This window comes from Mesorhizobium sp. M1078, from assembly GCF_040318615.1.
In the GTDB taxonomy this organism is placed as follows: domain Bacteria; phylum Pseudomonadota; class Alphaproteobacteria; order Rhizobiales; family Rhizobiaceae; genus Mesorhizobium.
On record NZ_JAMYMP010000011.1, the window covers coordinates 44,310 to 67,224 of the forward strand.

The following is a 22,915-nucleotide window of genomic DNA, read 5'->3' on the forward strand; positions in this document are numbered from 1 at the left end:
GCAGTTGGCTCCGGCTTCGTTTGGGCGAGAAAAATAGAAAAGGCCGGAAAAATTCGGCGAGGAAAAAATGACAGAAGAAAACAAGAAGAAACCGAATCCGATCGACATCCATGTCGGAAGTCGCGTCCGCCTTCGGCGCAATATGCTTGGAATGAGCCAGGAAAAGCTCGGTGAAAATCTCGGTATTACGTTTCAGCAGATCCAAAAATATGAAAAAGGAACGAACCGCGTCGGCGCCAGCCGTCTGCAGGCAATAGCCTCGATACTCAGCGTGCCTGTTGCCTTCTTTTTCGAGGATGCGCCAGGGCAGGAGCCGGTGGGTAATAGAGGATTTGCCGAGGACACTTCGATGGCTTTCGCCGTCGAATTCTGCGGCAGTCCGGAAGGGCTTCAGCTCAACCGCGCGTTCGTCAAGATCGCGGATGTGAAGGTGCGCCGCCGGATTATCGACCTTGTGAAGTCCCTTTCTGCCGAAGATGCCGAGTGATTCGGTGGTTCGATTGACCCATTGGCCCCAGTAATCCCCCGGGCCCGAGTAGCCCAGAGGCTCGACTGCCGGAGGCGCCAAGCCGCCGGTGGTACAAGATATATTGCTGCGACACTCATGCCAGAACCGCGGCACCGCTTGACGAGCGGCGCCCGGCACCGTTAACACGTGGCGCGCCAAAATCGGCAGCCCTGCCGATCGTTTTTTCAAGAGGGGACACCCGTGACGCGGCAGAACTACTTCTTCACCTCGGAATCCGTGGCCGAGGGTCATCCGGATAAAGTCTGTGACCGCATCTCGGACGAGATCGTCGATCTGGTCTATCGCGAGGCCAAGAAGACCGGCATGGACCCGTGGAAAGTCCGCGTCGCCTGCGAGACGCTCGCCACCACCAACCGCGTCGTCATCGCCGGCGAAGTAAGGGTTCCCGATACTCTGCTGAAGCGGGACAAAGCCGGCAACATCCTCAAGGACGCCGCCGGGCATTCGGTCGTCAACCCGGCCAAGTTCAAGTCGGTCGCCCGCAAGGCGATCCGCGAAATCGGCTACGAGCAGGCCGGCTTCCACTGGAAGACGGCAAAGATCGAGGTTCTGCTGCACGGCCAGTCGCCCGACATCGGCCAGGGCGTCGACAGCGCCGCCGACCGCCAGGGCGAAGAGGGTGCCGGCGACCAGGGCATCATGTTCGGCTATGCCTGCCGCGAGACCCCGGATCTGATGCCGGCGCCGATCTATTACAGCCACAAGATTCTCGAACTGCTCGCCGCTGCCCGTCACGAAAACAACGGCGAAGCCGGCAAGCTCGGACCCGACGCCAAGAGCCAGGTCACCGTTCGCTATGTCGATGGCAAAGCCGCCGAAGCGACGCAGATCGTGCTGTCGACGCAGCATCTCGACGCGACCTGGGATTCCAAGAAGGTCCGCAAGGTCGTTGAGCCTTACATCCGTGAGGCGCTCGGCGACCTCAAGATCGCCGACGATTGCATGTGGTACATCAACCCGACGGGCAAGTTCGTCATCGGTGGACCGGACGGCGACGCCGGCCTGACCGGCCGCAAGATCATCGTCGACACCTACGGTGGTGCTGCCCCGCACGGCGGCGGCGCCTTCTCCGGCAAGGACACCACCAAGGTCGACCGCTCCGCCGCCTATGCGGCGCGCTATCTCGCCAAAAATGTAGTGGCGGCCAAGCTCGCCGACCGCTGCACCATCCAGCTGTCCTACGCCATCGGCGTTGCCCAGCCGCTGTCGGTCTATGTCGACCTGCACGGCACCGGCAAGGTCGACGAGGCCAAGCTCGAGGAAGCGCTGCGCACGGTGATGGATTTGTCGCCATCCGGCATCCGCAGGCATCTCGACCTCAACAAGCCGATCTACGCAAAGACCTCGTCCTACGGCCATTTCGGCCGCAAGGCCGGCCGAGACGGGTCCTTCTCCTGGGAAAAGACCGATCTGGCCAAGGCGCTCAAGGACGCGATCGCTGCTTAGGCATGATTCCAAAAAGTGGGTACCGGTTTTTTGGAAAAGATCATGCTCCAACAAAGGATTAGATTGAGATGAGATTTCAGCCAAATCTCATCTCAATCCCAAATCTCATCTCAATCTAAGCGCGGCGCGCGACCAGGCCATGGATCCACAGGACAGGCGGAGCCGGGCGACCGAAGGGTTCTTCGGCCGCCGGCACGGCAAGACCATTCGCCCGCAGCAGGCGGCGGCGCTGGAAAGCGGTCTTGGGGCCTATGGCCTCGACCTCTCCGTCCAGGCACCGGCAGAATTGCGCGCGCTATTCTCAGCGGATGTTTCAACGGTTCGGCTGGAAATCGGCTTCGGCGGCGGTGAGCATCTGCTGCACCGTGCCACGGAGGCACCGGCGACCGGCTTCATCGGTGTCGAGCCGTTCGTCAACGGCATGGCCAAGCTGATGATGGCGGTGCGGGAAAAGCCGCTTGCCAATCTTCGCGTTTATGACGACGACGCCACGCGCCTGCTCGATTGGTTGCCGCAGGCGTCGCTCGACGGCATCGATCTGCTCTACCCCGATCCCTGGCCGAAGAAAAAGCACTGGAAGCGGCGTTTCGTCAGCCCGCTCAACCTCGATCGGTTCGCGCGCGTGCTGAAGCCGGGCGGAAAATTCCGCTTCGCATCCGACATCGACACCTATGTGAACTGGACCTTGTTGCACTGTCGGGCGCATGGCGGGCTCCTCTGGCAGGTGCAAGATGGGGCCGACTGGCATCGGCCCTATGAAGGCTGGCCGGGCACACGCTACGAGGCAAAAGCCATTCGCGAGGGCCGACGGCCGGCCTATCTCACCTTCATCAGAAAATAGTTCGATGCGGGAAAGTGTCCCGCATCGACAGCCGGTCTGGCTTCAGAAACGGCCGATCTTGCCGAAAGCGGTCGGGTCCATGCCGAGCCGGCGCAGATCGTTGGCGCGCGGCTTGCGGCCGGCTTCGACGGCCCGCGAGGCGGCAACGGCGCTGCCGAACAGGGCAAAGGCGTCGCCTATGGCGGAAAACACGGTACGGTTGCTCATTGTCTTGACCTTTCGCGCGCCACCGCGCGCTCATCTTTGATTTGTGCAGTGCAACATAGATAGGGATGTGAAATCCGGGATCACAGGGCCGTTACCGCATAGCCGGCATGCGCCGCGCGCAATCCTGCCAGCCGTCCCCGGCTGCACTCTGCCCGGCCCGTCAACAGACTTGAAACACCGGCCGGGATCGTCTATATCAGCCTCAAATTCTTGGTCGGTATGACGAAGAGTGGGTCCACCCGGTCCCGCTCTTTTTTATTACCTGCCGGTCAGCCATCAGCAAAGAGATGGTTCGGGACGACGATCATCCTGATCCAGAGAACGACAGGAACCGCATGACTGCAACGGCAAGCGAAGCCGACGACCGCATCATCCGCGAAAGCGGTATCGATGCGCGCATCGCGCTGATCGTCCAGCCGGTGTTGCGAGGCATTGGCTTCCGCCTCGTGCGGGTGCATCTGTCGGGCCAGAACGGCCTGACGCTGCAGATCATGGCCGAACGCGAGGACGGCACAATGACCGTCGAGGATTGCGAAGAGGTCAGCCGTGCTGTGTCGCCGGCGCTCGACGTCGATGACCCGATCGAGAAGGCCTATCATCTCGAAGTGTCGTCGCCGGGCATCGACCGGCCGCTGGTACGCAAGTCGGATTTCGTCACCTGGACCGGCCATCTGGTGAAGATGGAAACCTCGGTGCCGGTCGCCGACCGCAAGCGCTTCAAAGGCAAGATCGCCGAAGCCGGCGAAGACGACATGCTGCTCGAGCGCGACAAGGCCGCCTACGGCGAAGAGCCGACGGTTCGCATTCCTTATGACGCGATCGCCGATGTGCGGCTGATCCTCACCGACGACCTTATTCGCGATGCCCTGTCGAAGGACAACCGGGAACGCAAGGAAGCCAAGAAACGCCGCGGCGAAGCTGATGATGCACCCGAAGGTGCTGAAGGCGGCGCGGAAGACGAAATCGAACAGGAACTATGATGAGCGGCCGGGCCTAAAAGCTCGGCAACAAGCTCGGGAGAAATAAGATGGTTGTAAGCGCCAACAGACTTGAACTGCTGCAGATCGCCGACGCGGTGGCGCGTGAAAAGTCGATCGACAAGTCGATCGTCATTGCCGCCATGGCTGATGCGATCCAGAAGGCCGCGCGCTCGCGCTACGGCCAGGAAACCAACATCCGCGCCGACATCAACGCCAACACCGGCGAGATGAAGCTGCAGCGGCTGATGGAAGTGGTCGAGAAGGTCGACGACTACGCCACCCAGATCGCCATTTCCTCGGCCCGCGAGCGCAATCCGGACGCCCAGCTTGGCGACTTCATCGCCGAACAGCTGCCGCCAATGGATTTCGGCCGCATCGCCGCCCAGTCAGCCAAGCAGGTCATCGTGCAGAAAGTGCGCGAGGCCGAGCGCGACCGCCAGTATGACGAATACAAGGACCGCATCGGCGAGATCGTCAACGGCACCGTCAAGCGCGTCGAATATGGCAACGTCATCGTCGATCTCGGCCGTGGCGAGGCGATTATCCGCCGCGACGAGCTGATCCCGCGCGAAAACTACAAGTACGGCGACCGCGTCCGCGCCTATGTCTACGACGTGCGCCGCGAACAGCGCGGCCCGCAGATATTCCTGTCGCGCACCCATCCGCAGTTCATGGCCAAGCTCTTCACCATGGAAGTGCCGGAAATCTATGACGGCATCATCGAGATCAAGTCGGTCGCCCGCGACCCAGGCTCGCGCGCCAAGATCGCCGTCATTTCGCGTGACTCGTCGATCGATCCGGTCGGCGCCTGCGTCGGTATGCGCGGCAGCCGCGTCCAGGCCGTGGTCGGCGAATTGCAGGGCGAAAAGATCGACATCATTCCGTGGTCGCCTTCGGCCGCCTCCTTCATCGTCAACGCGCTGCAGCCGGCGGAAGTCGCCAAGGTGGTGCTCGACGAGGATGCCGAGCGCATCGAAGTGGTGGTTCCCGACGACCAGCTGTCGCTGGCCATCGGCCGTCGCGGCCAGAACGTGCGTCTTGCCTCGCAGCTCACCGGCTGGGACATCGACATCCTGACCGAGGCCGAGGAGTCCGAGCGCCGCCAGAAGGAATTCGTCGAACGCTCGTCGCTGTTCATGGAAGCCCTTGATGTCGACGAGATGGTCGGCCAGGTGTTGGCCTCCGAAGGCTTCACCAGCGTCGAGGAAGTTGCCTATGTCGATTCGGGCGAGATCGCCTCGATCGACGGTTTCGACGAAGACACCGCTTCGGAGATCCAGACCCGCGCCCGCGAATATCTGGAGAAGATCGAAGCCGAGCATGACGACAAGCGCAAGGCGCTGGGCGTCACCGACGAACTGCGCGAGATCCCTGGCGTCACCACCGCCATGATGGTGACGCTCGGCGAGGATGGCGTGAAGACGATCGAGGATTTCGCCGGCTATGCCGCCGACGACCTGACCGGCTGGAAGGAACGCAAGGACGGCGAGACCAAGGTATTCCCGGGTGTGCTCGCCAATCACGGCGTGTCGCGCGCCGACGCCGAGCAGATGGTTCTGGCAGCCCGCCTCAAGGCCGGCTGGATCACCGAAGACGAGCTTGCAGCCGAACAGGTCCCGGCTGACGAAGCCGTTGGTGCGTGAGGTGAAACCGCATCGCACACAACCCGCCCCAGGACGAGATGAACGATCGCACCTGCATCGTCACGCACAAGCAAGCCGAGCCGGATGAGCTGATCCGTTTCGTCGTCGGCCCGGATTCGGCCGTCGTTCCTGACCTGAAGAGAAATCTGCCCGGCCGTGGTTGTTGGGTGAGCGCCGACCGCCTACATATCGACAAGGCGGCGGCGAAGAACCTGTTTGCCCGCGCCTTCAAGGCGCAGGTCGTCGTGCCGCCCGATCTCGGCGGCATGGTCGACGGACTGCTTGCACGATCCGCTTTGGGTATGCTTGGCCTTGCCCGCAAGGCTGGCTCGATCGCACTCGGCGCAACCAAGGTCGAGAGCGCGGTGCGCTCGGGGTTGGCGCTTTTCGTGCTCCACGCGACCGAGGCATCCGACGATGGCGTGCGCAAGATCAGTCAGGCGCGGCGGGCAACTGTCCACCTCGGCGGGCCGGCAGTCCTTGCCTACAAACTTTTCTCCGAGGCCGAGTTGAGCTTGGCATTGGGGGGTACAAATGTGATACATGCTGCCGTTCTCGCGGGAGACGCGGGCAAGGCGGTTGAGAGGCGCATGGTTGCGCTCGACCGATATCGGGGCGGAACCCCCGACGATCTCGCAATGCTTGCGGCCGTTGCTGACGAAGATGATGCTGCAGAGGATATGGAATGAGCGATACGAAATCGGGCGACGACAAGACGTTGAGTGTTACACCGAAGAAGACCTTGACGCTGAAGCGCCCCGGTACCGAGCAGAGCGTCGTGCGCCAGAATTTCTCGCATGGCCGCACCAAGCAGGTCCAGGTCGAGATCAAGAAGCGCAAATTCTCCATGCCCGGCGACAAGCCGGAGCCGGTGGCTGCACCCGTATTTACGCCCAAGCCTGCGGTAGTGGCAGCCCCCGTCGTGCAGGAAGCGCCCAAGGCGCCGCCTCCGCCGCCCCCGGCCGAACGCGGCGGCATGGTGCTGAACGAACTGTCGCGCAATGAAATGGAAGCGCGCCGCAGGGCGCTCGAAGGCTCCAAGGTTCGCGACGTCGAGGACCGCCAACGCGCCATCGAAGAGGCCAAGCGCCGCAACGAGGATGAGGAACGCCGCAAGCGCGAGCGCGAGGAATCCGCGCGCCGTCAGGCCGAGGAAGAAGCCCGCCTGCAGACCGAGGCCGAGTCCCGCCGCCGCGCCGAGGAAGAAGCGCGCCGCCGCGCCCCGCAGGCTGCCGAGCTTGTGGCATCGGACGACGAGGAAGAGGTCAAGCCGAAGCGCACCGCCGCCGGCGCCCCGGTACGCCGTCCGGTTACGCCCGAAGTGGCGCGCCCGGCCAAGCCGACCAAGGCCGAGGAAGACCGTCGTCGCGGCAAGCTGACCCTCAACACGGCTCTTTCCGACGAGGACGCGCGCGCCCGCTCGCTGTCGTCGATGCGTCGCCGCCAGGAAAAATTCAAGCGCGCGATGCACAATGAGCCGCGCGAGAAGGTTATGCGCGAAGTGATCCTGCCTGAAACCATCACCATCCAGGAACTGGCGCAGCGCATGTCCGAGCGCGCTGTCGATGTGGTCAAGTACTTCATGAAGCAGGGCCAGATCCTGAAGCCGGGCGACATCATCGACGCCGACACGGCCGAGCTGGTCGCCACCGAATTCGGCCACACGGTCCGCCGCGTCGCCGAGTCCGACATCGAGGAAGGCCTGTTCAACATTGCCGACAATGCCGAGGACCTGGTGTCGCGGCCGCCTGTCGTGACCATCATGGGCCATGTCGACCACGGCAAGACCTCGCTGCTCGACGCAATCCGCAATGCCAATGTCGTCTCCGGCGAAGCCGGCGGCATCACCCAGCATATCGGCGCCTACCAGGTCGAGAAGAACGGGCAGAAGATCACCTTCATCGACACGCCCGGTCACGCCGCCTTCACGGCGATGCGCGCCCGCGGCGCTCAGGCGACCGACATCGCCATCCTGGTGGTGGCGGCCGACGACAGCGTCATGCCGCAGACCATCGAATCGATCAGCCATGCCAAGGCGGCCGGCGTTCCGATCATCGTGGCGATCAACAAGATCGACAAGCATGATGCCGATCCGCAGAAGGTGCGGTCGGAACTGCTGCGCCATGAGGTGTTCGTCGAATCGATGGGCGGTGAAGTGCTGGACGTCGAAGTGTCGGCGACCAAGGGCACCAACCTCGACAAGCTGTTGGAAGCGATCCTGCTGCAGGCCGAAATCCTCGACCTCAAGGCCAATCCGGACCGTACTGCCGAGGGCGTGGTCATCGAAGCCCAGCTCGACAAGGGCCGTGGCCCCGTCGCCACCGTACTGGTGCAGACCGGCACTTTGATGCCGGGCGACATCCTCGTCGCCGGCAACGAATGGGGCCGGGTGCGCGCGCTGGTCAATGACCGTGGCGAGCAGATCAAGGAGGCTCCGCCGGCAATGCCGGTCGAGGTGCTCGGCCTGCAAGGCACGCCGCAAGCCGGCGACCGCTTCGCTGTCGTCAACAACGAGGCCCGCGCCCGCGAGATCACCGAATATCGCCAGCGTCTGGCGCGCGAGAAGGCAGTGGCTCGCCATGCCGGCCAGCGCGGCTCGCTCGAACAGATGATGTCGCAGCTGCAGACGAGCGGGTTGAAGGAATTCCCGCTGGTCATCAAGGGCGACGTGCAGGGTTCGATCGAGGCGATCAACGCCGCTCTCGACAAGCTTGGCACCGACGAGGTGCGTGCGCGCATCGTTCATGCCGGCGCCGGCGCCATCACCGAAAGCGACGTGTCGCTGGCGGAGACCTCGGGGGCCGCGATCATCGGCTTCAACGTCCGTGCCAACGTGCAGGCACGTGCGGCCGCGGCGGCCGCGGGCATCGAAATCCGCTACTACTCGATCATCTACAACCTCGTCGACGATGTGAAGGCAGCACTTTCCGGCCTGCTGTCGCCGGAACGCCGCGAGACCTTCATCGGCAATGCCGAGATCCTCGAGATCTTCGACATCACCAAGGTCGGCAAGATCGCCGGCTGCCGTGTCACCGAAGGCAAGGTCGAGCGTGGAGCGGGCGTGCGCCTGATCCGCGACAACGTCGTCATCCACGAAGGTACGCTGAAGACCCTCAAGCGCTTCAAGGATGAAGTCGCGGAAGTTCCGGGCGGCCAGGAGTGCGGCATGGCCTTCCAGAACTACGAGGACATGCGCGTCGGCGACATCATCGAGTGCTTCCGCGTCGAGATGGTGACCCGGACGCTCTGAGTTCGTATACCGTCGATACGACCGGGCGGTGGTCGAAAGACCGCCGCCCTAACTTTAATGCCTGTCGCCCAAAAGTGCGGGATAAACGACATGCATAGAACAAATATGAGACATGGCGGCACGGTCCCATCCCGCGCCTCACGCTTTCCGGATTGAGAAAAATGCCCCGTCCAACCGCCTCCAGCCCATCCCAGCGCATGCTTCGCGTCGCCGAACAGGTGCGCCATGCGCTGTCGGAAACCTTGCAGCGCGGCGAGATTATCGACCCGCTGATCGAGAACACCGTGGTTTCGGTCTCGGAAGTGCGCATGTCGACCGATCTGAGGGTCGCCACTGCCTTCGTTTCGCCGCTCGGCGCCAAGGACACGGGTGCGGTCATCGACGCGCTCAACAAGCACGCGAAGTTCGTGCGTGGCCGCGTCTCCGGCGCGCTCCGCCAGATGAAATTCATGCCGGAGTTCCGCTTCAAGCTCGATACGTCCTTCGACAATTTCGCCAGGATCAACGATCTGCTGAAATCGCCCGAAGTCGCGCGAGACTTGGGTACCGATGGCGAAGATAGAGATAAGGACGAGAAATAGTGGGGCGCCGCGGCAAGAAGAAGGGCCGGCCGATCTCCGGCTGGGTGGTGCTGGATAAGCCGGTTGGCATGGGTTCGACCGAAGCCGTCTCCAAGATCAAATGGCTTTTCCAGGCCGAAAAGGCCGGCCATGCCGGCACGCTCGACCCGCTGGCCTCTGGCATGCTGCCGATCGCGCTCGGCGAGGCAACCAAGACCGTGCCTTATGTGCAGGACGGCGCCAAAATCTACCGGTTCACCGTCGCCTGGGGCGAGGAGCGTTCGACCGACGATCTCGAAGGCCCGGTGACGCAAAGTTCCGACCGCCGTCCGGCGGAAAACGATGTCAGGGCGCTGCTGCCGAACTACACCGGCGTCATCATGCAGACACCGCCGCAATTCTCGGCCATCAAGATATCAGGCGAACGCGCCTACGATCTCGCCCGTGGGGGCGAGACAGTCGACATCCCCGCGCGCGAGATCGAGATCGGCCGTCTGGACATCGTCGAGCACGCTGCCGGCCACACCTTGTTCGAGGTCGAATGCGGCAAAGGCACCTATGTGCGCTCGCTGGCCCGCGACATGGGCCGCGACCTCGGCTGCTTCGGCCACATCGCTGAACTACGCCGGGTTGAGGTCGAGCCGTTCACCCAGGAGGATTTCGTCACCGTCGCCGAACTGGAAGCCGCCCGTTTCGGCGAACAGCGCGAAGCTGACGGAGAGGGCGACGCCGATGTTGCCGATGCGCCGATCGACTTTGGCGCCATCGATGCGCTGCTTGTCGACACGGCTGCCGCGCTCGACTGCCTGCCCCAGATCGCCATCAGCGACGAAGCGGCGACCAAGATCCGCCTTGGCAATCCCGTCATCATCCGCGGCCGCGACGCGCCCGTGGAAGCCGAGGAAGCCTGCGCCACCGCGCGCGGCAAGCTTGTCGCCATCGGCGCCATCGAGCAAGGCATGTTCAAGCCGAAGCGGGTCTTTGTCGGCTGACCACTCTCGTCTAGTCTTACGTCGACGTCACATCCGAGGGGCACATGGCAAAGGCTGAGGCGGTGAAGAAGCGGGCGCCGGTGACAACGCGCCGGCCGCCGGTTGGCGCCTCGCCCGGCACGCTGATCGCCGATCCGGCGGCGCGACGGTCCGAGCTGCGGCTGACGCTGATTTCGCCTGAAAAATTCAAGACCATCAACGATGCCAGCATCGACGATCTCAACACCCATTGCGACAACTGGCCGGTCGTCTGGTTGGACTGCACCGGTCTCGCCAACATCCAGCTGATCGAGGAGATCGGCCGGATCTTCAACCTGCATCCACTGGCTCTGGAAGATGTCGTCAACACCGGCCAGCGGCCGAAGGTCGACTTCTTCGAGGACCACGCCTTCGTCGTCATGCGCATGATCGACGACGTCAAGGTGCATCGCTATGAGCAGATCGCGGTGTTCTTCGGCAAGAAATTCGTCGTCACCTTCCAGGAGCGCGAAGGCGATCCGTTCGACCCCGTACGCAAGCGCATCGCGGCAGCGTTGCCCAACCGCTTGCGGATGCGCGGCGCCGACTATCTGGCCTATGCGCTCATCGACTCCATCGTCGACAGCTATTTCCCGCCGATTGAGGCCGCTAGCGAGGAGGTCGATGGCATCGAGGACGAGATGCTCAACACGCCTCACAAGCATCAGATGCGCCAGCTGCACGAATTGCGGCGCGACGCCAATGTGCTCAAGGGCGTGCTGTGGCCGATGCGCGACGCGCTGGCGACGCTGATCCGCAACGACGTGCCCTATGTGAAGCCGGAGACGAAAATCTTCTTCAACGACACGCTCGACCACGCATTGCGGCTGATCGAGCTGGTCGAGAACCAGCGTGATATGCTGACCGGCTTGATCGAAATGCATTTGTCGCTGAGCCAGGCGCGCACCAACGATGTGATCTCTTATCTCACCATCGTCTCGGTGATTTTCATGCCGCTAACCTTCCTGGTCGGTATCTGGGGGATGAATTTCGATCCCGAGAGCTCGCCGTGGAACATGCCGGAACTGAAAGCCTACTATGGCTACCCGGCTTCGCTGCTGTTCATGCTGGCCGTTGCTGTCGGGCTGATCGTCTTCTTCAAAAGCAAGAAGTGGCTGTAAGCTTCAGGTGTCAGGGGGATCCTGGATTCCTGAGCAAAGGGCTGCGACGAGCCGGCTTTATGAATGGGCTGGTGTTTTCCAGGGAATTGCCTTATATGCGCCGCAGCATCGCGCCATGTCGCTTTGCTTGCACCGGCCCCTGCTGGACGACATCCCGGCTGAGGGCGACCCGTTTCCTCAAACAGATAAGGAAAAACACGATGTCGATTACTGCCGAGCGCAAACAGGAATTGATGGGTGAATTCGCAACCGCCAAGGGCGATACCGGGTCTCCGGAAGTCCAGGTGGCCATCCTTTCCGAGCGCATCAAGAACCTGACCGACCACTTCAAGGACCACAAGAAGGATAACCATTCCCGCCGTGGTCTGCTCGCTCTCGTCTCCCAGCGCCGCAGCCTGCTTGATTATCTCAAGCGCAAGGATGACGCGCGCTATCAGACGTTGATCGAGAAGCTCGGTCTGCGCCGTTGACGAATTGACCGGCGGGCTTTCGAAGGAGAGCCCGCCGGTCGCGCATTCTGCCAGTCGCATCGATTGGCCAGACCCGGTTTCGAGCGTGCAGAGGCCACTCGAAACCGCCCATGGACGGTCATGGGGCAGGATTGCAGGACGCTCGTGCGCTAACCAGCGCCGAATCTACCCGAGCTTCCCGTTGTCTTGCCCGTGGCTGCCCGAGAAAGGAAGCCAGGGAAAGGGCATCCGCGCACCGTGAAACGGCGCGGCCCTTTCCGCTTACTAAGGACAAGATATGTTCAACTACCACAAAGTGGAAATCGAATGGGGCGGCCGTCCGCTCATCCTGGAAACCGGCAAGATCGCACGTCAGGCTGACGGCGCGGTGCTTGCGACCTATGGCGAAACCAAGGTTCTCGCCACCGTCGTTTCGATGAAGGAGCCGAAGCCAGGCCTCGATTTCTTCCCGCTGACCGTCAACTACCAGGAAAAGACCTACGCCGCCGGCAAGATCCCCGGCGGCTACTTCAAGCGCGAGGGACGTCCGAGCGAAAAGGAAACGCTGGTTTCCCGCCTGATCGACCGCCCGATCCGCCCGCTCTTCGCCGACGGCTACAAGAACGACACCCAGATCGTCGTCACCGTCGTCCAGCATGACCTCGAGAACGATCCCGATATCCTGTCGATCGTCGCCACCTCGGCCGCTTTGACGCTGTCGGGCGTTCCCTTCATGGGCCCGGTCGGCGGCGCCCGAGTCGGCTACATCAACGGCGAATACGTGCTCAACCCGCATGTCGATGAGATGCAGGAATCCAGGCTCGACCTCATTGTCGCCGGCACCGCCGACGCCGTGCTGATGGTCGAGTCCGAAGCCAAGGAACTCGGCGAAGAGCTGATGCTCGGCGCCGTCATGTTCGGCCACAGGGGCTTCCAGCCGGTGATCGACGCCATTATCAAGCTGGCCGAAGTTGCCGCCAAGGAGCCGCGCGATTTCACGGCGCCGGACTACTCCGCGCTTGAAGCCGAAATGCTGAAGATCGTCGGCGACGAGCTCAGCAATGCCTACAAGAACGTCGACAAGCAGAAGCGTTACGCCGCCGTCGACGCCGTCAAGGCGAAGGTCAAGGCAGCGTTCGCTCCGGCCGAAGGCGAAGACGCCAAGTACACCTCCGAGCAGATCGGTTCGGTGTTCAAGGAACTCCAGGCCAAGGTCGTGCGCTGGAACATCCTCGACACCGGTTCGCGCATCGATGGCCGTGACCTCAAGACTGTCCGCAAGATCGTCTCGGAAGTCGGCGTCCTGCCGCGCACGCACGGTTCGGCGCTGTTCACCCGCGGCGAGACCCAGGCGCTGGTCGTTGCCACGCTGGGTACCGGCGAGGACGAGCAGTATGTCGATTCGCTGACCGGCATGTACAAGGAGAAGTTCCTCCTTCACTACAACTTCCCTCCCTACTCCGTCGGCGAGACCGGCCGCATGGGTTCGCCGGGCCGCCGCGAAATCGGCCACGGCAAGCTCGCCTGGCGCGCTATCCGTCCGATGCTGCCGAGCGCGGACCAGTTCCCCTACACGCTGCGCGTCGTCTCGGAGATCACCGAGTCCAACGGTTCGTCGTCGATGGCCACCGTCTGCGGCACATCGCTGGCGCTGATGGATGCCGGCGTTCCGCTGGCCAAGCCGGTTGCTGGTATCGCGATGGGCCTGATCAAGGAAGGCGAGCGCTTCGCGGTTCTGTCCGACATCCTGGGTGACGAAGATCACCTCGGCGACATGGACTTCAAGGTTGCCGGTACCGAAGGCGGCATCACCTCGCTGCAGATGGACATCAAGATTGAGGGCATCACCGAGGAGATCATGAAGATCGCGCTGGACCAGGCCAAGGACGGCCGCCAGCATATCCTCAGCGAGATGGCGCATGCTCTGACCGGCGCCCGCCCCGAACTCGGTGAGTTCGCACCGCGCATCGAGGTTATGCACATCCCGACCGACAAGATCCGCGACGTGATCGGTTCCGGCGGCAAGGTTATCCGTGAGATCGTCGAGAAGACCGGCGCAAAGATCAACATCGAGGACGACGGCACGGTCAAGATCGCTTCGTCGAACGCCAAGGAGATCGAGGCGGCCAAGAAGTGGATCCATACCATCGTCGCCGAGCCGGAAGTCGGCGAAATCTACGAAGGCACGGTCGTCAAGACCGCCGACTTCGGCGCTTTCGTCAACTTCTTCGGTCCGCGTGACGGCCTCGTCCACATCTCGCAGCTTGCCAACGACCGGGTCGCCAAGACCTCGGACGTCGTCAAGGAAGGCGACAAGGTCTGGGTCAAGCTGATGGGCTTCGACGAGCGCGGCAAGGTCCGCCTGTCGATGAAGGTCGTCGACCAGGCCACCGGCAAGGAAATCGCCCGCGACAAGAAGGCCGAAGGCGAAGAAAACGCCGCCTGAGTGGTCTGACAATAGAGTTGAACGGGCGCGGCTTATGTCGCGCCCGTTTTCGTTTAAGACCCGTCTACGACATGAGAATCGAAGAATGGCCGCTGAGCCGCTGAAGACACTGTTTCACCCCTTCGAGGCCGGGGCGCTCCCTCTGCCGCAAAAGGGTGAGCGTGTGCTGTTCCTGGGCGCCGAGCCTGGGTTTCGCCTGCCGGAAGGCTTCGAGGCAGAGCTCCATCTTGCACAGGGTTTCCGGCCGTATCTCCGAGCGCTGGAGCGTGCCGGCCACAAGGTAACGCCGCGCGCGGAAGGCGATGCATTCGATGCAGCGCTCGTGTTTGCCGGCCGCCATCGTGGGCTAAACGAGATGCGTATTGGCGAGGCGATCGAACGCGTCACGCCGGGCGGTCTGATCATTGTCGCCGGCGGCAAGGACGAAGGCATCGCCAGCCTGCGCAAGCGCATCGACGAGCTTGTTCCGATCGAAGGGCATCTGCCGAAATATCACGGCATCGCCTTCTGGCTTCGCCGTCCGGTCGATCTGGCGCCTGCGGAAAAACTGCGCGTCGCCAATCCCGCCTTGGTCGTAGAGGACCGCTTCCGCACCGCGCCCGGCATGTTCTCCTTCGACCGGATCGACGCCGGCTCGAAACTTCTGGTCGACAACCTGCCCAAAGACCTGCGCGGCAACATTGCGGATTTCTGCGCCGGCTGGGGTTATGTCGCCGCCGAGGTCGCGGCACGTTCACCCGGTATAACGGGGCTCGACCTTTACGAAGCGGATTTCGAAGCGCTTGAGGCGGCCAAGGGCAATATCGGCCAGACAGGCTTCGAGCCCGGCTTCTTCTGGACCGATCTGCTGAGCGAGCCGGTCGAGCGGCGCTATGATGCCATCGTCACGAACCCGCCCTTCCATCGCAGCCGGGCGGCCGAGCCGGAAATCGGCGCCGGCATGATCCAGGCGGCGGGCAAGGCGCTGAAGCCGGGCGGGCGGCTGTTCATGGTGGCGAACCGCCAGCTGCCCTATGAGCCGGTTCTGAGGGCCGTCTTCTCCAGCCATGCCGAGCTCGCCCGCGACGGCATGTTCAAGGTTTTCTCCGCGCGCCGATAGGACGGTGCCGGTCACCTCAATGCATGCTGACGATGCGCGCCGGCTCGTGGACGGGAATGGTCGGTCTGATGTCGCCAGGCTTGATCTTGAGCGGCGCCGGCCTGCCGAACAGATAGCCCTGCACCATCTCGCAACCAGCTGCTCGCAAAAGCGTCGCCTGGTTCTCGGTCTCGACGCCTTCGGCGATGATGCCGACGCCGAGCGCCCGCGACAGGCCGACGATGGTAGAGACGACGGCGCCCGAATTCGAATCGGTGTCGATGCGGCTGACGAAGGAGCGGTCGATCTTCAGCTTGCCGAAGGCGAAGTCGATCAGGTAGCTGAGATTGGAATAGCCGGTGCCGAAATCGTCGACGGCCACCGAAATGCCCATGTCGGCAAGCTGCTGCAGGATGGTGGCGGCGCGGTCGCGGTCCTGCATCATCGCCGTCTCGGTCACTTCGAGCTCCAGCCGCGACGGCTTGATGCCGGTGCTGGCCATCGTATCGCGCACGATGCCGACGAAATCCTTGGTCATGAACTGGACCGGCGAGATGTTGACGGCAACGAAGCAGTCCTCGGGCAAATGACGGGCATCGCTGCAGGCCTTGTTCAGCACCCAATTGCCGATCGGGTGGATCATGCCGGTCTCTTCGGCGATCGGAATGAATTCCATCGGCGGGATCATGCCGCGTTCCGGGTGCTTCCAGCGGATCAGCGCCTCGTAGCCGACGATACGGCCGGTCGGCAGATCGAGCTGCGGCTGGTAGTGAAGGTCGAAATCGCCACGGTCGAAGGCGATGTGCAGTTCGGATTCGATCCAGTGGCGGTAGTCGGCGACCTGGCCCATGTCGGAATGGAAGACCGACCAGTTGCCCACGCCGCCGGCGCGGGCATTCTGCAGCGCCAGGTTGGAGCGGCGCAGGATGAGGACCGGATCGACGCCGTCCTTTGGCATCGCCACGATGCCGACCGACAGGCCGACCGACTGCAGGTGGGAATCGAGCTGGTACGGCTTCAGCATCTCCTCGATCATGGTTTCGACGGTGCTTTCCATGGACCTTTGGAGTTGGTGTTCCCAGACAAGGATAGCGAACTCGCCGGCGCCGATGCGCCCCATCACCGCGCCTTCGGGCATGCAGGCCTTCAACCGCTTGGTGAAGCCGCGGATCAGTTCGTCGCCATGACTGTAGCCGATGGCGTCGTTGATCTGCTTGAAGCGGTCGATGTCGATGTCGATGAGGAACACCGGCTCACCGGTCCTGATCGTCGCGGACGCCGCGTCGGCAATTCTGCCGACCATCGCCGGCCGCGCAAAAAGCCCGGTCAGCTTGTCGAAATGGGTTTCGTTGAAAACGTAGTCCACCGATTCATCGACGCCGGCGAAGAAGGACAAGGCAGCACCGGCGGCGGCCAGCGCGCATAGCGCCGACGCGATGCCGATCATGGTTTCCGCCTGCATGCCGGCAAAGCCGTCCCCGAAACCATGCCGGAGGCCCCAAAGCCCAAGGATGAAACTGCCAAGGCCCGAACTGGCGACGGTGAGCAGCCGGAACACAGGTGTTCGCTTCGGGTTGCTGACAGCAGGCATTGCTCAGTCCCTGTCGCATGATCCCGAAATCAACTCGACTTTCGGGAAATATCAATCGCAAATTCATAAAGGCTAAAGCATCCTATGCGCCCAGCAAGAACGCGCAGAGCCCAAGCCCATAGGACTTCTAGCGGATATCTCCTTAAAATGAGTTTCCGCCGATGCATCTAATTTTACTGGTGAGTTAATCGCGTACGCTGTCGGTCTGCTTCAACTCATCCAGGGTTGGCATCGACACGATGTGATAGCCGGAATCCACATAATGGATTTCGCCGGTGACGCCTGACGAGAGGTCGGACAAAAGATAGAGCGCCGAGCCGCCGACCTCGTCGATGGTCACCGTGCGGCGCAGCGGCGAGTTGCGCTGCTGGTAGGAGTACATGTGGCGGGCGTCCGAGATTCCGGCGCCGGCCAAAGTACGCACCGGTCCCGCCGATATGCCGTTCACCCGGATGCCGCGCGGGCCATAATCGTTGGCGAGATAGCGCACGCTGGCTTCCAGCCCGGCCTTGGCGACGCCCATGACGTTGTAGTTCGGCATGACGCGGACAGAGCCGGCATAGGTCAGCGTGATCATCGCGCCGCCTTCGCTCATCAGCGGGGCGGCATGGCGGGCGACCTCGGTGAAGGAGTAGCAGGAAATGACCATGGTGCGGACGAAATTATCGCGGCTGGTGTCGGCGTAGAGCCCTTTGAGCTCGTTCTTGTCGGAAAAGCCGATGGCGTGGACGACGAAGTCGAGCCCGCCCCATTCCTTGCCGAGCGTCTCGAAAGTGGCGGCGACCGATGCGCTGTCCTCGACGTCACAGGGCACCACCAGTGACGCCCCAAGCTTCTCGGCAAGCGGCTTGACGCGGCGCCCGAAGGCGTCGCCCTGATACGTGAAGGCAAGCTCCGCCCCGTGTTCGGACAATTTCCTGGCGATGCCCCAGGCGATCGAATGATCGTTGGCGACGCCCATGACAAGCCCACGCTTGCCCTTCATCAGTCCGTCCATGGCCGGCAATCCCCCTACAATAAAACGCTGGCCTTATGCGGAATAGCGCTGGAAAATCAGCGTTGCGTTGGTACCACCGAAGCCGAACGAGTTGGACAAAACCGTGTCGATCCTGGCGTCGTCGATGCGCTTGCGCACGATCGGCATGCCCTCGAATTCGGGATCGAGGTTTTCGATGTGGGCGCTCTCGCCGATGAAGCCGCCTTGCATCATCAGGATCGAGTAGATCGATTCCTGGACGCCGGCGGCACCCAGCGAATGGCCGGTCAGCGACTTTGTCGAGGTGATGAACGGCATCTTGTCGCCGAACACCTCTCGGATGGCGCCCATTTCCCGGGAATCGCCGACCGGCGTCGAGGTGCCGTGGGTGTTGATGTAGTCGACCGGCGTGGACACCGTCGCCAGAGCCTGGCGCATGCAGCGCACCGCGCCTTCGCCCGACGGCGCCACCATGTCGTAACCGTCCGACGTCGCGCCATAGCCGACGATCTCAGCGTAGATCTTGGCGCCGCGCGCCTTGGCGTGTTCGAGCTCCTCCAGGATGAGGACGCCCGCGCCGCCCGCGATGACGAAGCCATCGCGATTGGCGTCATACGCGCGGGAAGCTGTCGGCGCACGATCGTTATACTTCGACGACATCGCGCCCATGGCATCGAACAGGTCCGACATCGTCCAGTCGAGGTCTTCATGGCCGCCGGCAAACATCACATCCTGCTTGCCCCACTGGATCAGTTCGTAGGCGTTGCCGATGCAATGCGCCGAGGTCGAGCAGGCCGACGAGATCGAATAGTTGACGCCGTGAATCTTGAACCAGGTGGCGAGCGTCGCCGACGCGGTCGACGACATCGCCTTCGGCACCGCGAACGGACCGATGCGCTTGGGGCTGTTGTTCTTGAGCGTGGTCTCGGCCGCCTCGACGATGGTGCGGGTCGAGGGGCCACCCGAGCCCATGACGATGCCGGTGCGCTCATTGGTGATGTCGCTTTCGCCAAGCCCGGCGTCGGCGATCGCCTGGTCCATCGCGACATGGTTCCAGGCCGCACCCTGGCTCAGGAAGCGCATGGCGCGCCGGTCGATCATAGGGGTCGGGTCGAGCGTCGGCGCGCCCCAGACCTGGCAGCGGAAGCCGTGTTCGGCGAAGGAATCTGAGAAGCTGATGCCTGATTTGGCATCATGGAGCGAGGATTGCACCTCGTTGGCGTTGTTGCCGATCGACGATACGATGCCGAGGCCTGTGACGACGACCCTTCTCATTCGCAACTCCTTCCAGCGGATGATCCCGAAACCCTAGTCGGTTTTCGCCGGCGATCATACGCAAAACCAAAATGCCGCAGCGGCGTTGCGTCTCGGAAGAACGCGCCGCTGCAGTGGCGCCGGTCAGGCGGCCGATTGCTTGGACAGCCCCACCTTGAGGTCCGTCGCAGCGTATATGGGTTCGCCGTCGGCCTTAAGCCAGCCATCGGCGATACCGAGCACCAGGCGTCCACGCATGACGCGCTTGAAATCGATGCCGTATTCCACCTTCTTGACCGAAGGCGTCACCATGCCCTTGAACTTGACCTCGCCGGTCGACAGCGCCATGCCCTTGCCCGGCTCGCCGAGCCAGCCGAGGTAAAAACCCGTCAATTGCCACATGGCGTCAAGGCCCAGGCACCCCGGCATGATCGGATTGCCGAGGAAATGGCAGGCGAAGAACCACAGGTCCGGCTTGATGTCGAATTCGGCACGGATGAAGCCCTTGTCGTGGGCGCCGCCGGTCTCGCTGATCTCGGTGATGCGGTCGAACATCAGCATGGGCGGGTAGGGCAGCTGGGCGTTGCCGGGCCCAAACAGCTCGCCGCGGGCGCAGGCGAGCAATTCCTCATAAACGTAGCTGGATTTACCCGCCATATGTCTCGTCCCCATAATCGTCCCGGGCGGTGGGGCGCCCTTGTCGTTGGTTTCCTAACACAATCCCTTTCGGGCCGGAAACCGGCGTTTGCGCTTAACCCGCCCGTCTGCCCGGGTCAATGCGCGCTCTCGCATCGGCCTGGAAATCGATTCCGATTTCCAGAAAGCACGATGCTATGCCAAAAGTGATAGAGCGCATTTGGTGCGTCCAACTGGCCGCACGTGGCTCTATTGATCGTATTCGGCCAACAGAATATATGTCGGGAGGTGTCCAGTTTCGGCCGATGACGTTTTTTCGCCACTCTGGGCGTGTCTTGAGGCAGAACTGTGGGCTTGGACGGATAGATGGATCTGGGCGGCCGGAAGGAAAATGTCGCTGTGGACAAGCGGGTTCGCGAAGCCGGCCTTAGGCCGACACGCCAACGCATTGCGCTGGCCGATCTGCTGTTTGCCAAGGGCGACCGCCACCTTTCGGCCGAGGAACTGCATGAAGAGGCGGTCGCCGCCGGCGTGCCGGTCTCGCTCGCCACCGTCTACAACGCGCTTCACCAGTTCACCCAGGCCGGCCTGCTGCGCATCCTGGCGGTCGAGGGGTCCAAGACCTATTTCGACACCAACACCTCCGATCACCATCATTTTTACATCGAAGGCGAAAACAGGATCTTCGATATAGAAAGCGGTCCGGTGACCGTCTCCAACCTGCCGGAGCCACCCGCAGGCATGGAGATCGCCAATGTCGACATCGTGGTGAGGCTGCGCCCGAAGCGCAGCGTTTAAGCCCCAACCCGTGAAACCTGTCGATTTTGCAATCCGGCTCGAATGGGTTGCGGTCGCGGTCGTGGCTATAGTCGCCTATGCCGCGTCAGGCGTTTCCTGGTGGCTGTTCGCCCTGCTTATCCTGGCGCCAGACCTGTCGATGCTGGGCTATCTCGCCGGGGCACGGATCGGCGCTGTCGCTTACAATGCCTTGCACATATTGATCGTCCCGCTGTTGCTGGCGCTCGCCGGATATGTTCTGGCCAATTCGACGGCGACCGCGATTGGTCTGATCTGGATCATCCACATCGCCGTCGACCGCGCGCTCGGCTACGGTCTCAAACTGTCGACCGGTTTTCAGGACACCCATCTCGGCCGTATCGGCCGTTAGGCCTCCAGCAATCTCAATTCTTGACGTGCTCGCCGGGATAGGCGCCCCACACCTGCGACTGGGCGATCCAGCCGGTGTGGCCGTCGAAGGTCATTTCGCACCACTGGCCATCGCAGGTTTTGATCGTGCCCGTAACGCCCGGCTCGATGATGGCGATGACGCTGGCGTCCTTGTCGGCATCGTCGAGCAGATTGATTCGGCCCCCCTTGGTGCGCTGCCAGGGGGCGACGATCGCGGTCCGGCGGCCCGACAGCAGCGACTGGTTGATCCAACCCTCCGAGCCATCGGCATCGCGCACGCGCCGCCAGGTATCGAATTCCTGGATGATCTCCATCGGCAGGCCGGCCTTTGTGTACATCCAGTCGACGGAATAGTTGGCGCCGGGCCCAACGCGCGAGTTGACGCGAGCCGATTTCAGGCTGACGAAACGCGGCAGCGGCAGGCCGCTCGGCCCGAGCGTGACCGTCTGCACAGGTGCGGCGGCACCTTGCGCCGCGGCTTGCGGGAAATGCAGGAGAGCGCCGAGAAGCGCTGCGCTGAGGATCAGGCGAAGCGACGCGAAACCAGACACTTTCATTCCTTTCGGCGCGTGCCCTTTGGTCCGGGCGCCCCTTTTTCTTTGTCTTCGGCGGCACCGCTTGTTACAGGAGTGGCAGGCACCGCGACCGGTATTCAGTTTCGCCTGTCTTGGTTAAAGAGGTCTCAACGAGATCGGGTTCGAGGAAACAATGGCAGGCAAAAAACGGCCTCTCGTCGTCATCACGCGCAAGCTGCCCGATCCGGTCGAGACCCGCATGCGCGAACTCTTCGACGCCAGGCTGAATGTCGAGGACCGCCCGATGACGCAGCCGGAGCTGGTCGCGGCGATCAAGGAAGCCGATGTGCTGGTGCCGACCATCACCGACCAGATCGATGCGGCGCTGATTGCCCAGGCCGGCGACAATCTCAAGCTGATCGCCAATTTCGGAAATGGCGTCGACAAGATCGATGTGGCGGCGGCGGCCAGGAAAGGCATCACCGTCACCAACACGCCGAACGTGCTGACCGAGGATACGGCCGACATGACCATGGCGCTGATGCTGGCCGGCCCGCGGCGGCTGGCCGAAGGCGCCAATGTGCTCACCAGCGACAAGAAATGGGCCGGTTGGTCGCCGACCTGGATGCTCGGCCGGCGCATCTGGGGCAAGCGCCTCGGCATTGTCGGCATGGGCCGCATCGGCACCGCTGTTGCCAGGCGCGCAAAGGCTTTCGGCCTGTCCATCCACTACCATAACCGCCATCGCGTGCTGCCGGCGGTCGAGGAAGGGCTGGAGGCGACCTATTGGGAAAGCCTCGACCAGATGCTTGCCCGGATGGACATCATCTCGGTCAATTGCCCGTCGACGCCGGCGACCTTTCATCTGCTTTCGGCGCGGCGCCTGGCTCTGCTTCAGCCCACCGCCTATGTGGTCAACACCGCGCGCGGCGACATCATCGACGAGGAAGCGCTGGTCAAGCTTATCCAGGACGGCAAGATCGCCGGGGCCGGGCTCGACGTCTACGAGCACGAACCGGCGCTGAACTCGAAACTGCTGAAGCTTGCCGCCAAGAACAAAGTCGTGCTTTTGCCGCATATGGGTTCGGCGACGATCGAGGGCCGCATCGACATGGGCGAGAAGGTGATCATCAACATCCGCGCCTTCTTCGACGGCCACCGGCCGCCGGACCGCGTGCTGCCGCTACGGACTTGA

At 62.7% G+C, this 22,915-nt stretch carries 22 protein-coding genes; 16 read left to right on the top strand and 6 right to left on the bottom strand.

Annotated elements, in window-relative coordinates:
• The first annotated feature begins 67 nt into the window (after positions 1-67).
• The 3 genes from NKH38_RS16420 to trmB all read left to right on the top strand — a co-directional run bounded on the left by NKH38_RS16420 (position 68) and on the right by trmB (position 2,816).
• Positions 68-487, top strand: coding sequence for a helix-turn-helix domain-containing protein (locus NKH38_RS16420; RefSeq protein WP_023669550.1), 420 nt, complete (start codon positions 68-70; stop codon positions 485-487).
• 222 nt (positions 488-709) lie between these two features.
• Positions 710-1,975, top strand: a complete 1,266-nt coding sequence (gene metK / locus NKH38_RS16425) for a methionine adenosyltransferase (protein ID WP_023826825.1) — start codon at positions 710-712, stop codon at positions 1,973-1,975.
• A gap of 139 nt (positions 1,976-2,114) precedes the next feature.
• Positions 2,115-2,816: a tRNA (guanine(46)-N(7))-methyltransferase TrmB gene (gene trmB, locus NKH38_RS16430; RefSeq protein WP_023699459.1), complete on the top strand. Its 702-nt coding sequence runs from the start codon at positions 2,115-2,117 to the stop codon at positions 2,814-2,816.
• Positions 2,817-2,858: 42 nt separating this feature from the next.
• Here trmB and NKH38_RS16435 read toward each other — a convergent pair whose 3' ends face one another.
• Positions 2,859-3,023 (bottom strand): hypothetical protein, encoded by a 165-nt coding sequence (locus NKH38_RS16435; protein WP_023669553.1) that lies wholly within the window; start codon positions 3,021-3,023, stop codon positions 2,859-2,861.
• Positions 3,024-3,358: 335 nt separating this feature from the next.
• Between NKH38_RS16435 and rimP the strand changes: the two genes are divergently transcribed.
• The 10 genes from rimP to NKH38_RS16485 all read left to right on the top strand — a co-directional run bounded on the left by rimP (position 3,359) and on the right by NKH38_RS16485 (position 15,581).
• Positions 3,359-4,003, top strand: coding sequence for a ribosome maturation factor RimP (gene rimP / locus NKH38_RS16440; protein ID WP_023669554.1), 645 nt, complete (start codon positions 3,359-3,361; stop codon positions 4,001-4,003).
• 47 nt (positions 4,004-4,050) lie between these two features.
• Entirely contained in the window at positions 4,051-5,646 is a 1,596-nt protein-coding gene (nusA, locus tag NKH38_RS16445; protein WP_023669555.1) for a transcription termination factor NusA, read from the top strand.
• A 38-nt stretch (positions 5,647-5,684) separates the two neighbouring features.
• Positions 5,685-6,335 carry an RNA-binding protein gene (locus NKH38_RS16450; protein ID WP_352761994.1) on the top strand — a complete coding sequence of 217 codons (651 nt, stop codon included), beginning with the start codon at positions 5,685-5,687 and terminating at the stop codon, positions 6,333-6,335.
• Positions 6,332-8,896 carry a translation initiation factor IF-2 gene (infB, locus tag NKH38_RS16455; protein WP_023669557.1) on the top strand — a complete coding sequence of 855 codons (2,565 nt, stop codon included), beginning with the start codon at positions 6,332-6,334 and terminating at the stop codon, positions 8,894-8,896. The genes NKH38_RS16450 and infB overlap by 4 nt, the downstream gene beginning before the upstream one ends.
• Positions 8,897-9,057: 161 nt before the next feature.
• Positions 9,058-9,477 (top strand): 30S ribosome-binding factor RbfA, encoded by a 420-nt coding sequence (gene rbfA, locus NKH38_RS16460; protein ID WP_352638653.1) that lies wholly within the window; start codon positions 9,058-9,060, stop codon positions 9,475-9,477.
• Positions 9,477-10,448, top strand: coding sequence for a tRNA pseudouridine(55) synthase TruB (truB, locus tag NKH38_RS16465; RefSeq protein ID WP_352761993.1), 972 nt, complete (start codon positions 9,477-9,479; stop codon positions 10,446-10,448). The genes rbfA and truB overlap by 1 nt, the downstream gene beginning before the upstream one ends.
• Before the next feature lie 44 nt (positions 10,449-10,492).
• Positions 10,493-11,587 carry a magnesium/cobalt transporter CorA gene (corA, locus tag NKH38_RS16470; RefSeq protein ID WP_023682006.1) on the top strand — a complete coding sequence of 365 codons (1,095 nt, stop codon included), beginning with the start codon at positions 10,493-10,495 and terminating at the stop codon, positions 11,585-11,587.
• Between the two features lie 95 nt (positions 11,588-11,682).
• Positions 11,683-12,057 carry a 30S ribosomal protein S15 gene (rpsO, locus tag NKH38_RS16475; protein ID WP_280790898.1) on the top strand — a complete coding sequence of 125 codons (375 nt, stop codon included), beginning with the start codon at positions 11,683-11,685 and terminating at the stop codon, positions 12,055-12,057.
• Between the two features lie 277 nt (positions 12,058-12,334).
• Positions 12,335-14,482 carry a polyribonucleotide nucleotidyltransferase gene (pnp, locus tag NKH38_RS16480; RefSeq protein WP_023730929.1) on the top strand — a complete coding sequence of 716 codons (2,148 nt, stop codon included), beginning with the start codon at positions 12,335-12,337 and terminating at the stop codon, positions 14,480-14,482.
• A gap of 85 nt (positions 14,483-14,567) precedes the next feature.
• Entirely contained in the window at positions 14,568-15,581 is a 1,014-nt protein-coding gene (locus NKH38_RS16485) for a class I SAM-dependent methyltransferase (RefSeq protein WP_352761992.1), read from the top strand.
• A gap of 16 nt (positions 15,582-15,597) precedes the next feature.
• On the opposite strand, the gene NKH38_RS16490 is transcribed toward NKH38_RS16485, so the two are convergent.
• From NKH38_RS16490 to fabA, 4 genes are all read right to left on the bottom strand, one after another.
• The gene (locus NKH38_RS16490) at positions 15,598-17,151 is read right to left on the bottom strand and encodes a putative bifunctional diguanylate cyclase/phosphodiesterase (protein WP_023730931.1); all 1,554 of its coding nucleotides are present in this window, start codon (positions 17,149-17,151) and stop codon (positions 15,598-15,600) included.
• 184 nt (positions 17,152-17,335) lie between these two features.
• Positions 17,336-18,148, bottom strand: coding sequence for an enoyl-ACP reductase FabI (gene fabI / locus NKH38_RS16495; RefSeq protein ID WP_023669564.1), 813 nt, complete (start codon positions 18,146-18,148; stop codon positions 17,336-17,338).
• A 33-nt stretch (positions 18,149-18,181) separates the two neighbouring features.
• Positions 18,182-19,402, bottom strand: a complete 1,221-nt coding sequence (gene fabB / locus NKH38_RS16500; protein WP_023688735.1) for a beta-ketoacyl-ACP synthase I — start codon at positions 19,400-19,402, stop codon at positions 18,182-18,184.
• A 123-nt stretch (positions 19,403-19,525) separates the two neighbouring features.
• Entirely contained in the window at positions 19,526-20,038 is a 513-nt protein-coding gene (gene fabA / locus NKH38_RS16505; RefSeq protein ID WP_023730932.1) for a 3-hydroxyacyl-[acyl-carrier-protein] dehydratase FabA, read from the bottom strand.
• Between the two features lie 345 nt (positions 20,039-20,383).
• Between fabA and irrA the strand changes: the two genes are divergently transcribed.
• Positions 20,384-20,815 (top strand): iron response transcriptional regulator IrrA, encoded by a 432-nt coding sequence (gene irrA / locus NKH38_RS16510; RefSeq protein ID WP_031193300.1) that lies wholly within the window; start codon positions 20,384-20,386, stop codon positions 20,813-20,815.
• A 10-nt stretch (positions 20,816-20,825) separates the two neighbouring features.
• Positions 20,826-21,185 (top strand): DUF4260 domain-containing protein, encoded by a 360-nt coding sequence (locus NKH38_RS16515; protein WP_023669568.1) that lies wholly within the window; start codon positions 20,826-20,828, stop codon positions 21,183-21,185.
• Positions 21,186-21,198: 13 nt separating this feature from the next.
• Here the strand turns inward: NKH38_RS16515 and NKH38_RS16520 are convergent, their stop codons facing one another.
• A complete protein-coding gene (locus NKH38_RS16520) occupies positions 21,199-21,756 on the bottom strand; it encodes an SH3 domain-containing protein (RefSeq protein ID WP_023703477.1) in 558 nt (185 codons plus the stop codon).
• Positions 21,757-21,913: 157 nt separating this feature from the next.
• Between NKH38_RS16520 and NKH38_RS16525 the strand changes: the two genes are divergently transcribed.
• Positions 21,914-22,915 (top strand): 2-hydroxyacid dehydrogenase, encoded by a 1,002-nt coding sequence (locus tag NKH38_RS16525; protein ID WP_023669570.1) that lies wholly within the window; start codon positions 21,914-21,916, stop codon positions 22,913-22,915.